The 12,248-nt window shown below is 72.3% G+C and carries 11 protein-coding genes; 8 read left to right on the top strand and 3 right to left on the bottom strand.

What is annotated here, in order from left to right:
• Window positions 1–28 precede the first annotated feature (28 nt).
• A complete protein-coding gene (locus tag ACZ49J_RS05100; RefSeq protein ID WP_467448613.1) occupies window positions 29–478 on the bottom strand; it encodes a nitroreductase family deazaflavin-dependent oxidoreductase in 450 nt (149 codons plus the stop codon).
• A 223-nt stretch (window positions 479–701) separates the two neighbouring features.
• Here ACZ49J_RS05100 and ACZ49J_RS05095 point away from each other — a divergent pair, with 223 nt between their 5' ends.
• From ACZ49J_RS05095 to ACZ49J_RS05085, 3 genes are all read left to right on the top strand, one after another.
• Window positions 702–1,907: an MFS transporter gene (locus tag ACZ49J_RS05095; RefSeq protein WP_467448615.1), complete on the top strand. Its 1,206-nt coding sequence runs from the start codon at window positions 702–704 to the stop codon at window positions 1,905–1,907.
• 120 nt (window positions 1,908–2,027) lie between these two features.
• Entirely contained in the window at window positions 2,028–4,427 is a 2,400-nt protein-coding gene (locus ACZ49J_RS05090; protein ID WP_467448616.1) for a beta-galactosidase, read from the top strand.
• A gap of 225 nt (window positions 4,428–4,652) precedes the next feature.
• On the top strand, window positions 4,653–5,726 hold the full coding sequence (locus ACZ49J_RS05085; RefSeq protein ID WP_467448617.1) for a LacI family DNA-binding transcriptional regulator: 1,074 nt from the start codon (window positions 4,653–4,655) through the stop codon (window positions 5,724–5,726).
• A gap of 4 nt (window positions 5,727–5,730) precedes the next feature.
• On the opposite strand, the gene ACZ49J_RS05080 is transcribed toward ACZ49J_RS05085, so the two are convergent.
• Window positions 5,731–6,279, bottom strand: a complete 549-nt coding sequence (locus tag ACZ49J_RS05080) for a TetR/AcrR family transcriptional regulator (protein WP_467448619.1) — start codon at window positions 6,277–6,279, stop codon at window positions 5,731–5,733.
• A gap of 124 nt (window positions 6,280–6,403) precedes the next feature.
• Between ACZ49J_RS05080 and ACZ49J_RS05075 the strand changes: the two genes are divergently transcribed.
• From ACZ49J_RS05075 to ACZ49J_RS05060, 4 genes are all read left to right on the top strand, one after another.
• Window positions 6,404–6,862, top strand: coding sequence for a nuclear transport factor 2 family protein (locus tag ACZ49J_RS05075; protein WP_467448620.1), 459 nt, complete (start codon window positions 6,404–6,406; stop codon window positions 6,860–6,862).
• 40 nt (window positions 6,863–6,902) lie between these two features.
• Complete coding sequence (locus ACZ49J_RS05070) at window positions 6,903–7,460, top strand: flavoprotein (protein ID WP_467448621.1); 558 nt, start codon at window positions 6,903–6,905, stop codon at window positions 7,458–7,460.
• Window positions 7,461–7,792: 332 nt separating this feature from the next.
• Entirely contained in the window at window positions 7,793–9,274 is a 1,482-nt protein-coding gene (locus ACZ49J_RS05065; protein WP_467448624.1) for an APC family permease, read from the top strand.
• Window positions 9,275–9,285: 11 nt separating this feature from the next.
• Entirely contained in the window at window positions 9,286–10,245 is a 960-nt protein-coding gene (locus tag ACZ49J_RS05060) for a hypothetical protein (RefSeq protein WP_467448625.1), read from the top strand.
• 61 nt (window positions 10,246–10,306) lie between these two features.
• On the opposite strand, the gene ACZ49J_RS05055 is transcribed toward ACZ49J_RS05060, so the two are convergent.
• A complete protein-coding gene (locus tag ACZ49J_RS05055) occupies window positions 10,307–11,113 on the bottom strand; it encodes a phytanoyl-CoA dioxygenase family protein (protein WP_467448626.1) in 807 nt (268 codons plus the stop codon).
• Between the two features lie 64 nt (window positions 11,114–11,177).
• Here ACZ49J_RS05055 and ACZ49J_RS05050 point away from each other — a divergent pair, with 64 nt between their 5' ends.
• On the top strand, window positions 11,178–12,086 hold the full coding sequence (locus ACZ49J_RS05050) for a helix-turn-helix domain-containing protein (protein WP_467448628.1): 909 nt from the start codon (window positions 11,178–11,180) through the stop codon (window positions 12,084–12,086).
• Window positions 12,087–12,248 lie beyond the last annotated feature (162 nt).

Raw genomic sequence — 12,248 nt, 5'->3', positions numbered from 1 at the left:
TTCCGGATTCCTCCGCCGGGCTCGGCCGTCAGCCTCCCGCCGTCGGCTCCAGCACGAAGACGGGGATCTCCCGCTCGGTCTTCTTCTGGTAGTCCGCGTACGGCGGATACGCCGCGACCGCGCGCTCCCACCACACCTTCTTCTCGTCCCCGGTGACCTCGCGGGCCACCATGTCCTGGCGCACGGGCCCGTCCTGGAGCTCCACGTGCGGATCGGAGACGACGTTGTGGTACCAGACCGGATGCTTGGGCGCGCCGCCCTGTGACGCCACGAGGGCGTACCGGCCCTCGTGCTCCACGCGCATCAGGGGAGTCTTGCGGATCTTGCCGGTCCTGGCGCCCCGCGTGGTGACGATGACAACGGGAAGGCCCGTGTCCAGCAACGTCGTTCCCTCGGTCCCGCCGGAGCTCTCGTACAACTCGACCTGCTCGCGTACCCAGTCCGTCGGGCTGGGTACGTACTCGCCCTCAAGAGGCATGGCTTCCGTCCCCTCGTCGTGATGTGGTTCTTCCCACGGGTAACACGAGCCGCCCCCGGAATTCATCCACTCCGATCCGCGAGTCGCGTCCACGATCTTGACGCGCGGAATGTTACCGGTAACATCAGGTTCGTCGCGCCGCCGCCGTACGGCAGCAACGACCGGTCAACTCCCTCGTGACATCGGCCCTTTACCGTCCCGCCAGCCAAGGAGCGTGTCGCCTGTGACCACGGAAGCCGAACGACCGGCGAACGGTGCCGCCGCCGCGGGCGCCGTGCTCTTCAGCCCGGCCGCCGTGGTCGCGTCCTGTGCGGGCTTCGTACTCATCGGCGTCCTCCAGGCCCTGTACGGTCCCGCGATCCCGGCCTTACGCGAGGAGTACGGGCTCTCCCCCTCGGCCGCCGGGCTGGGCCTGAGCGCCCACTTCGTCGGCGGTGTGGCCGGAGTCCTGCTCCTCGACCGCGTCTTCGGGCGCGTCGGCAACCGGCGGATCCTCGGCGCCTCGTACGTCCTCATGGCCGTCGGCGCGGCGGGCTTCGCGCTGGCGCCGAACTGGCCTCTGGGCCTGGCCGCCGCCCTGCTGGCCGGGCTGGGGTTCGGCGGTATCGACTACGGCCTCAACCAGTTGTTCGCGGTCGGTTTCGGCCACCGGTCGACCGCGATGCTGAACGTCCTCAACGCGCACTTCGGCATCGGCGCCATCCTCGGCCCCGCGCTGATCGGTGCCGTCGGCTCGGAGAACTACCCGGCGGTCTTCCTGGCCTTCGCCGCCGCCAACATGCCGCTGCTGCTGTGCCTGCGCGGCGTGCGCGACCGTGCCCCGCAGCCGGAGGGCGCGGCGACGGCGGAGGCCGGCGGGCAGGTCCTCGCGCGCAGCCTCGGCTCGGTGCTCGCCGTGTTCGTCGCGCTCTACGTGCTGCACGTCGGCATCGAGGCGGGCGTCGGCGGCTGGGAGCCCACCCATCTGGAGACGGTCGGGTACGGCGCCGGTGTCGCCGCGACCGCCACGTCCGTGTACTGGCTGATGATGACGGTCGGCCGTTTCCTGGTCGTCCCGCTCGCGCTGCGGTACTCGGCCCAGGCCATCATCACCGTCTCCTGCGCGGGCATGACCGTCTGCCTGCTGCTGGCCGCGATCCCCGGGCTCGCCCCGTACGCGTACGCGGGCGTCGGCCTGTTCATCGCGCCGATCTTCCCCACCGGGCTGCCCTGGCTGGGCAGGGCGGCACCGCGGGCCCGAAGGGCGGGCGCGGTGGTCATCGCCGCGTCGATGGCCGGCGGGGTCGCGGCGGGCCCGGCGCTCGGCAAGGCCATCGAGTGGTCCGGTATCCGCGCGGTCCCGCTCCTGCTGTGCGGCGTCTCCGCGCTGTGCCTGGCCGCCACGCTGTGGCTGATCCGGGCCACGCGTCCGCGTACGACAGCTGGTTGAGGCAACCTCCCGAGCCCGTTCGGCCCCGGTCCCGTTCGCCCCTCTTCGGCCTCGACCGAGCCCGTTCACTCACCTGTCCCGCACCTGTCCCGCACCCCGATCACGGCCAGGAGCCACCCGATGACACCCCCGCACCGCCTTCGTGTGCCCACGCCCTCAGCGCTCCCGCTCACCGGACACCTCCCCTTCGCCGACGTACCCGGAGTGCCCGACCCGATCGAGGTGACCAGCCGCTGGCTCACGCGCGGCGGCCGGCCCTGGTTCCCGGTCTCCGGCGAGTTCCACTACTCCCGCTGCCCGGCGGGGGAGTGGGAGGAGGAACTGCTGAAGATGAAGGCGGGCGGGGTGACGGCCGTCGCCAGTTACGTCATCTGGATCCACCACGAGGAGGTGGAGGGCCGCGTCCGCTTCGACGACCACCTGGACCTGCGACGTTTCGCCGGACTCTGTGCCCGCCACGGACTGGACTTCATCCCCCGGATCGGCCCCTGGAGCCACGCGGAGGTTCGGGGCGGCGGCCTGCCCGACTGGGTCCTCGCCCGCACCCACGCCCCCCGCACGGACGACCCCGCCTACCTGGAACCCGTACGCCGCTGGTACGCGGCCGTCGCTGAGCAACTGCGCGGACTCGACCGCGCCCACGGCGGCCCCGTCGTGGCGATCCAGATCGAGAACGAGCTCTACGACCAGCCCGGCCACCTGCTCACCCTGAAGCGGATGGCCCAGGAACTCGGCCTGAGCGCGCCGCTGTGGACGTCGACCGCCTGGGGTGGCGTCCAGCTGCCGCCGGACGAACTCCTCCCGCTGTACGGCGGTTACCCGGAGGCGTTCTGGACCGAGGCCGACGGCGGCTGGCCCGACACCTGCCGCAAGCACTTCTTCTTCACCCACCACCGCGACGACGAGGGCATCGGCGCCGACCTGCGCCCCACCACCGTGCGGGGCGCCGACCCGTCCGCCCTCGCGGACCGCTTCCCCTGGGCCACCTGCGAACTGGGCGGCGGCATGGCCGTCGCGTACCACCGCAGGCCGCGCGTCGACGCCGCCGACGTCGGCGCCCTCGGCCTCACCAAGATCGGCTGCGGATCGGTGTGGCAGGGCTACTACATGTTCCACGGCGGCACGAACCCCGCCGGGGAGCTGACGACCCTGCAGGAGTCCCACGCCACCGACTACCCCAACGACCTGCCCGTCCTCACCTACGACTTCCAGGCGCCGCTCGGCGAGTACGGCCAGTACCGGCCCTCGTACCACGAACTGCGCCTCCAGCACCTGCTGCTGGCGGACTTCGGCCACCGCATCGCGCCCATGGAGTCCGTCCTCCCGGAACGCCCGCCGACGGGCCAGGACGACCGGGACACGCTGCGCTGGGCCGTGCGCGGTGACGGCACCTCGGGCTTCCTCTTCGTCACCAACCACCAGCCGCACGAACCGCTGCCGGACCACCCGGACACGACGTTCACCGTCGAACTTCCCGGTGCCGCCGACACGTTGACCCTGCCCAGCGCACCCGTCACCGTCCCCGCGGGTGCGTACTTCTGCTGGCCGCTGCGCCTCGACCTCGGCGGGCTGCGGCTCGACTGGGCCACCGCGCAGCCGGTGTGCACGGTCGACACCGGTGACCGCACGGTCCTGGTCCTGGCCGCCACCGACGGCATCACCCCCGAACTCGCCCTGGGCTCCAGCACGTTGACGTCGGTCAGCACCCCGTCCGGCGATATCGGGCAACTCGGCGACCGCACCCTCGTCACCGGCCTGCGGCCGGGCACCGACGCCCTGGTCGAGGTGGACACCGCGGCCGGCGGGCGGGTCGGTCTGCTGGTGCTGGACGCGACCACGGCACGCACCCTCTACCGGGGCGTGGCCTGGGGCGCCGAGCGGCTCGTGCTGTGCGGCGACGGGGTCGTCTTCGACGAGGTGGCCGGGGAGGTACGGGTGCACGGCCCGTCGCCGGAACCGTCGTTCGCCGTCCTGCCCGCGCCCGGCCGGACACCGGTGGTGCCCGGGTCGGACGTACGAGCCACGGAGGACGGGGTGTTCACCCGCTACACGGTGCGGGCCGACGGAGCGCCCGGCGTCACCGCCGCGCGGGTCACTCGGCTCCGGCCCGCCGGCCCGGCACCCGAGCACGTGACGGGAGTGCTGGGCCGGGCGAGCGCGCCCGCAGACAAGCACTACGAGACCACGGCGGCCGAGTACCGCGTCGATCTGCCGGACGACCTGCCGGACGACCTTGTGGAAGGCACCCTGCTCCGCGTCCACTGGACGGGCGACGTGGCGCGCGCGTACGTGGGGGACACCCTGGTCGCCGACCAGTTCCACTCCGGGCGCGTCTGGGACATCGGCCTCGGCCGGCTGCCCGCCGAGGCCCTGCGCAGCGAGGGGCTCAGGCTGAGGGTGCTGCCCCGGCACCCGGACGCCCGCGTGTACGTGCCGGAGGGGGCGGGCGACGGGGGAGTGGCAGCGGTCGAGCGGGCGGAGTGGATCACCGTACGGTCCTGGTCGGTCAGGGCCGGCTGAGGGGCCGGACGCAGCCCTGTCCCGCCGTCCTGGAGCGGCCCGCCCGGCCCGTCCCGTGCCCTGCCCGGCCCGTCCCGTGCCCTGCCCGGCCCGTCTTGTGCCCTGCCCGGCCCGTCTTGTGCCCTGCCCGGCCCGTCCCGCGCGCCCCGCCCGGCCTATCCTGTGGCCTGCCGGGCGGGACGGAACCGCCGGGTCGTCACCACGAGGTCGAAGAAAGCAGCCGTCATGACCCCAGGCGCCACGAACGGCGCTGCCCCCAAGGGCCGCAGCAGGCGCAACTTCGCCGGATCGCGGCCCGTGATGGACGACGTGGCGCGGCTGGCCGGGGTCTCCAAGCAGACCGTCTCCCGAGTGCTCAACGACCACCCGGCGGTCCGGGCCGAGACCCGTCAGGCCGTGCTCGACGCCATGCGGTCACTCGGCTACCGGCCCAGCCGCAGCGCCCGGTCCCTGGCCAGCGGCAGGACCCGCATGCTCGGCGTGATCTCCTTCGACGCGGCCCGCTACGGCCCCGCCTCGACCCTGACCGCCATCAACACGGCGGCCCAGGAAGCCGGTTACCTGGTCAGCTCGATCGCCCTCGACACGGCCGACCAGGACACCGTGGTCCGCGCCGTGGACCGGCTGTCCGCCGAGGGCGCCGACGGCGTGATCGCCATCGCCCCGCAGCGCTGGGTGGGGCGGGCACTGGCCGAGGCCCGGCTCGACACCCCGCTGGTCACACTCGACAACGCCCTCGGGGACGGCACCCCCATGGTCAGCGCCGACTCGCGGGCCGGAGCGCGCGCCGCCACCGCACACCTCCTCGGCCTCGGGCACGCGACCGTCTGGCACATCGGCGGCCCGTCGGGCTGGACCTCCGCCGAGCAGCGGCTGGCGAGCTGGCGCGAGACGCTCGAAGCCGGCGGCGCCGAGGTCCACGAACCGCTCCTCGGGGACTGGAGCGCCGACTCCGGCTACGCGCTGGGCCGCCGGCTGGCCCACCGGGCCGACGTCACAGCGGTGTTCGCCTCCAACGACCAGATGGCGCTCGGCGTCCTGCGCGCCTTCCACGAAGCCGGGCGCCGCGTCCCCGACGAGGTCAGCGTCGTCGGCTACGACGACATCCCCGAGGCCGCCCATCTGCTGCCCCCGCTGACCACGGTGCGCACGGACTTCGCCGAGCTCGGCACCCGCTCCCTGCGGTTCCTCCTCGACCGGCTCGACGGCACGGACCGGCCGCGCGCCGACCGGGTCGACCCGGTCGTCCCGGTGCGGCTGGTCGTCCGCGACAGCACGGCGCCGGCTCCGGTCCGCTGAGCGCTCACACCGTCAGCAGTGCCCGGGCCGCGCTCCGAGCCTGTCCGGCCGGTTCCGTGCTTCCGGTGATGCCCGCGGTGACCATGGCGCCCTCCGCCAGCAGGAACAGCTGGCCGGTGAGGGAGCCCGGCAGGCCGGCGGCGGCCACGAGCCCGTCGAGGTAAGCCCGGAAAGCCCGCTTGTGCGCCCGCACCCGGGCCACCACGCCGGGCGAGGTGGCGCCCAGTTCGCCGTAGGAGTTGATCCACGCACAGCCCCGGAAGCCGGGCTCGCCGCACCACGCCTCCAGCCAGTCGAAGACCGCCAGGATGCGCCCCCGTGGGTCCTCCTGCCGGTCCACGAACTCCGCCAGCCGCTGCCGCCAGCGCACGTCGCGCCGCTCCAGATACGCCACCACCAGCCGCTCCTTCGCGGGGAACAGCTGGTAGAGCCGCTTGAGCGACACTCCGGACGCGCTGCGGATGTCGTCCATGCCGACACTGTGGACACCGCGCCCGTAGAACAACTCCTCCGCGGTGTCCAACACCCGTTCGCGGGCGGTCGCGCTGTCCATGTGCGGCACTCCTTGTACAGGCGCTCCTTGACGGGAGAACGGGCGTTCTCTAGGTTAGCAGCGCAGGGGGAGAACGCACGTTCTCCCCCTTCCTCCGTCACCGTCGACCCGTAGGGACGCCCCCATGACCGACCGCCCGCCCCTGCCGCCCTTCACCCGCGAGACCGCCGCGCGGAAGGTGCAGGCGGCCGAGGACGCCTGGAACACGCGCGACCCCCACAAGGTCTCGCTCGCCTACTCGGAGGACTCGGTCTGGCGCAACCGCGACACCTTCGTCACCGGGCGCGCGGAGATCGTCGAGTTCCTCACCGCGAAGTGGGAGCGCGAGCGGGAGTACGCGCTGCGCAAGGACCTGTGGGCCTTCGACGGCAACCGCATCGCCGTCCGCTTCCAGTACGAGTCCCGCGACGCCGACGGCCAGTGGTGGCGTTCCTACGGCAACGAACTCTGGGAGTTCGACGAGCACGGCCTGATGACGCGGCGCGAGGCGAGCATCAACGACGTACGGATCGAGGAGGGAGAGCGGCGCGTCTTCGGGCCCCGGCCGGAGGCGGAGCGCGGGCAGTCGTTCCCCGTTCAGTAGGTTCCTTCAGGAGGGCTTTCGCGTTCAGTAGGGTTTCCGGGTGACCGAACAGGCCGGGAAGCCCTTCCTCTACGTCGTCGTCTGCGCGGCCGGGATCGCCGCGGACGTCGGCAAGCTGATCACCGCGGCGCAGGGGCGGAACTGGGACGTCGGTGTGATCGCCACCCCGGTAGCCATGGGCGGCTTCTTCGACACCGCCGCCGTCGAGGCGCTGACCGGCCGGCCCATCCGCTCCGCCTGGCGGTCCCCGGGTGATCCGCGTCCCTTCCCGGCGCCCGACGCCGTGGTCGTCGCGCCCGCCACCTTCAACACGATCAACAAGTGGGCGGCGGGCACGGCCGACACCCTCGCCCTCGGAACCCTCTGCGAGGCGTACGGCCTCGGCGTCCCGATCGCCGTCCTGCCCTGCGTGGCCGACGCGTTGGCGGCCCACCCCGCCTACCGCGCGAGCCTCGCCCGGCTGCGCGACATGGGCGTCCGGTTCGGCGACCCCTACTCCGGCACACCCCAGCAGGACGGAGAGGCCGCCGACTTCGTCTGGGAGCGGGCCCTCGACCTGCTCGCCTCCGACACGGGAAGCGCTGCCCGGCCCTCGTAGCGCACGGTGTCACCTGCGGGACGACCGCGGCCACAGGTGGCGGGCCGGTGCAGTGCCCCGCACTGCGTGAGAAGGCGCCAAGAGTGAAGTCTTGACCAAGGAATCACATTACTCACTGGTTTATCTTGAATGGTCAAGAAGCGCGGATATCATCGCACGCACACACGGTGTGATCGTCCGCACGTTTCAACCGGTGCGGGGCGGTCACGTCACCGTTCCCAGCCCCGGACCCGAAGCCCTCCCCCTCCGGGTCCGAGGCTGTGCCCCCCGCCACCACCCACGTCGACGGGCGATGCCGCCTGCCCGCGTGCGAGCACGAAAGCAGCGCACCCATGAGCAACTGGAGGGGCAGAGGTCTGCAGGCCAACGTCCTCGGCACGTTCGACACGGTGGTCATGGCGGTCGCGGGCAGCGCGCCCGCCTACTCCATCGCCGCGACCACCGCGGTCCTCGTGGGAGCGGTGGGCCTCGCCAGCCCCGCGGCGCTGCTGTACTGCGCGATACCCATGCTGGGCATAGCCCTGGCCTTCAGCTACCTCAGCCGCATCGACGTCAACGCGGGCGCCAGCTACTCCTGGGTGGGCCGCACGCTCCACCCCTTCCTCGGGTTCATCAGCGGCTGGGCCCTGGTGATCTCCGCGACCATCTTCATGGTGGCGGGCTCCCTGCCCGCCGGCTCCATGACCCTGTCCCTGTTCGACGAGAACCTCGCGAACGACACCGCGCTCGCCACCACGGTCGGCGCCTTCTGGTTCGTCGTCATGCTGCTGGTGGTCCTCGGCGGTGCCCGGCTCACCGTCCGCGCCCAGATCATCATGTCCGGCGTCGAGTTGGTCATCCTGGTCGCGTTCGCCGTCGGCGCGCTGCTGCACAGCGGTCACGCCCGCGCCTTCGACTGGTCCTGGCTGGGCTTCTCCCACTTCGACGGCATGACCGGTTTCGCGTCCGGCGCGCTCATCGCCGCCTTCTACTACTGGGGCTGGGACGTCACCAGCAACCTCAGCGAGGAGACCCGCGACAGCCGCCGCACCACGGGCCTCGCCGGACTGATCGGCGTGGGCATCGTCTTCCTGCTCTTCGAGGTCTTCACCATCGCGGTGAACGTCATTCTCAGCGACCAGCAGATCCAGGCGGGCGACGCCAACGTACTGGCCGTCCTCGGCGAGGAGGTATGGCCCGGCTGGGGCGGCAAACTGCTGATCGTCGCCGTGATGCTGTCCACCATCGCCACCCTGGAGACCACGCTCATCCAGGTCACCCGCTCCCTGTTCGCGATGGGCCGGGACCGTACGATGCCCGAGGCACTGGGCCGGGTGCACCGGAAGTGGAACACCCCCTGGCTGGCGATCACCGTCGTCGGCGCGGTGGCACTGGTGCTGTTCATCGCCTCCAACACCCTGGGCTCGGTCGGCGACATCCTCTCCGACGCCATCTCCGCGATCGGCCTCCAGATCGCCGTCTACTACGGACTGGCCGGCCTCGCCGTCGTCGTCGCCTACCGCAGGATGCTGCTGAAGTCCGCGTCCCACTTCGTCTTCGGCGGACTGTGGCCCCTGCTCGGCTCGCTGTTCATGTTCTGGGTCTTCGTCGAGTCGCTCGGCGAGCTGAGTACCGCTGCCGTCGCGATCGGCGTCGGCGGGCTCGGCATCGGCCTGATCCCGATGCTCTGGTACTGGAAGCGGGGCAGCGACTACTACCGCCCCGCCAGGCTGGACGCCGCCCGGGCCGTCGACATGGACCACTCCGCCGACGGATACGCCGCGGCGGCGGCCGAACGCTCCCATGCCCACGAGGGTCTCCCCACCGACTTCTGAGAGGGGCCCCGATGGCGCGAGAGCGCTTCATGCCCGACTTCGACCCCGACTGCGGGGACGCGCCCCTCACCCGCGCCCGGCAGGACATCGTCATCGGCCGCTGGCAGGGGCTGCGGGACCTGCTGCGCGTGACCGGCCCCGCGTGGCTCGCGCGGGGACACCGCGTCCGGCTGCTCGCCCAGGCCTGCGCCGGCACGTCGACGGTGGAGGCCTGGCTGTCCGCCGAACCCCGCAGCGCCGACGCCCTCCTGCTGCGGGCCGCGACCGAGACGGCACGGGCCTTCCATCTGGCCATCGCCGCGGGCCGGGGCACCCCCATCGACCAGCGGCGCATCGACAGCGCGGCGATGGCCTGCTTCGACGCCGCCGACGCGTATCCCGACGACCCGACACCATGGGTCTCCCTGATCTCCGTCGCACGCCTCTACCCCGGAGGAGTGCGCCGCCAGGAACTCGCCCGCTGGTGGGACGAGGTGTACGACCGTGACCCGTACAGCGTGGAGGGCCACCTGCAGGTCCTGCACTACTACTCGTCGCGCTGGCACGGCTCGCACGGTCTGATGTACGACTTCGCGCGCGACGCGGCCGGTGTGGCACCGCCCGGCTCGGCGCTGCCGGTGCTCGTGCAGTACGCCCGCGTCGAGGAGTACCGCTCCCTGCGGGAGGACACACAGGGCCGGAAGACCGCCCTCGGCATCGGCCGGCACTGGAACCACGAGGGCGCCGCGGGCGACGTCCAGCGCACCTGGCAACGCTGGATCGCGCACCGTGCGGACGCCCCCGTCGAGCCGGGAGAGCTCCGTGACCTCAACTACCTCGCCCACGCCGCCTGCCAGGCCGGACTGAGGGACGTCGCCACCTCACTGTTCCGGCTGCTCGGCCGACGCGCCACCCGCACTCCGTGGTCGTACACCGGGGACCCGGAGAAGCAGTTCGCCAAGTGGCTCAAGGAGTTCGCGCCGCGCGGTTGAGCGGCCGCCGTACCAAGCCCCCGCAACGCACGGCGGCCCGCCGTCACCTCGCCGCGCGGACTCAGTGCGCGCCCGCGGCCTCGAACTCCGTGCCGCACGGGCCCGCGCCCTCGCTCTCCGGCAGGGGGACGGGATCGCCGCTCATCGTGAGGGTGTGGTAGAAGGCGCCGATGCGCTCGGTGGAGCGGCCGACGTAGTGACCGATGAAGGAGCGCCGGAAGCGGTCGGCGGTGCGGTTGGGCTGTGAACCGTGCACCAGGCTGCCGTTGAAGAACAGCACGTCACCCGGCTCCATGTCGACGGGCACGGCGGTCAGCCCGGGCGGCGGCGGCACGTACTCCCGCACGAAGGACACCTCGGCGTCCGCCTCCTCCGGGCAGAACAGGTCCATGCGGTGGGTGCCCGGCACGACCTCCAGACCGCCGTTCTCCCGGTCGATCACGTCGCACGCGATCCACGCGGCCACGCACGTGCCGGGCTCCACCCGCAGATAGAAGTTGTCCTGGTGCAGCGCCTGACCACGGGCGCCCGGCGGCTTGAAGTAGAACATGCTCTGCGCGGCCAGGACCTCCTCGCCCAGCAGCTCTTCGAGGATCCTCCGCAGCCGGGCGTCGAGCAGGACGCGCAGCGACAGGTCGTTGACGCGGTGCGGGTGCATGACCCGGGGGTAGACGTGCAGCGGGTCCGCGGGGTCGCCGACCCCACTCGTACGGGGCTGGAAGTGCCCGGGAATCGGGCCGCCCGCATGCAGTTCCGCGAACTCCGCGCACAGGTCGTCGATCTCGGCGGCGGAGAACAGGCCGCGCACCACCAGATAGCCGTTCTCCTCGAAGTCGGACCTGCCGTCCACCCTGTCCGTGACTGTCATCCGTGTGTCCCTTCTCGCCGGTGTCCCTCGTGCTCCACGCTAGGGCGGAGCGTCTTCCGGGAGGATGCCTGTGCGTGCTGACGACCTTTCCGAGACCGCTGTCCCGTCGCCACCCCCGGGGCTGGTGACCGTCGGCCGTTTCGACCAGGGACCGGGCTACCGGGTCAACCGGCCGGGCGGATCGGACAGCTGGCTGTTCACCTGGACCACGGGCGGCGGGGGACTGCTGCGCCAGGGCACTACCGAGGTGGCCGCGGGCCCGGGCGATCTCGTCGCCCTCGGCCCCGGCGTGCCGCACCGCTACGCGGTCCTGCCCGGTGCCGGGCACTGGGCGTTCTGCTGGGCACACTGCCGGCCCCGGACGTCGTGGGCCGACTGGCTGCGGCCGTACGGGATCGGGGACCGGCTCCACGTCCTCACACCCACCCACGGCGGCGTCCGGGACCGCGTCACCGCCGCGTTCGGACGGATGATCGCCGACGCACGCTGGACGGGGGAGGGGGCGCCACCGGCTCCCGACGCTGCCCCGGCGGCCGGTGAGGTGGCCGTGGCGCACGGCACGGCCGCCCGTGAGCTGGCCCTGTGCTCGCTGGAGGAGGCCGTACTGCTCGCATCCGCCCGTTCGGAGGGTTCGGGCCGGTCGGAGGCCGATCCCCGGATCCTGCGGGCCGAAGCCCTCATCGCCGCGGACCCGGGCGCTCCGCACACCGTCCGGTCCCTCGCCGCGGGTGTGTCGCTCTCGCCGTCCCGGTTCGCACACCTCTTCACCGAGCAACTCGGCCGCTCTCCGATGCGGGTGCTCCTCGACGCCCGGCTGGTGCACGCGGCCCGGCTCCTCGAAGGGACGGACCTGCCGGTCGAGCGGGTGGCCGCCGCGTCGGGTTTCCGCAGTCCGTTCCACTTCAGCCGGGTGTTCAGGCAGCGGTACGGGGTCCCTCCGGGGTGTTACCGGAACGGGGTGAGGGGTGAGTGACGAGGCTTGCCCAGGCGCCGTAGGGGTTGGGTTGTCTGGCGGCTGCCGGTGACGGTGTGGCTTGTTTGGGGGGGGTGCTCGCGCCGCGAAGAGGGGGGGGGAAGAGGGGGGGGAAAAAAATGTGGTGCCGGCCCCACCCAAACAAAACCACCCCAGTGGGTT

This window comes from Streptomyces sp. NPDC030840, from assembly GCF_055572015.1.
The sequence above is the reverse complement of the archived record's forward strand: the minus strand, read 5'-3'. Positions and strand labels throughout refer to the sequence as shown.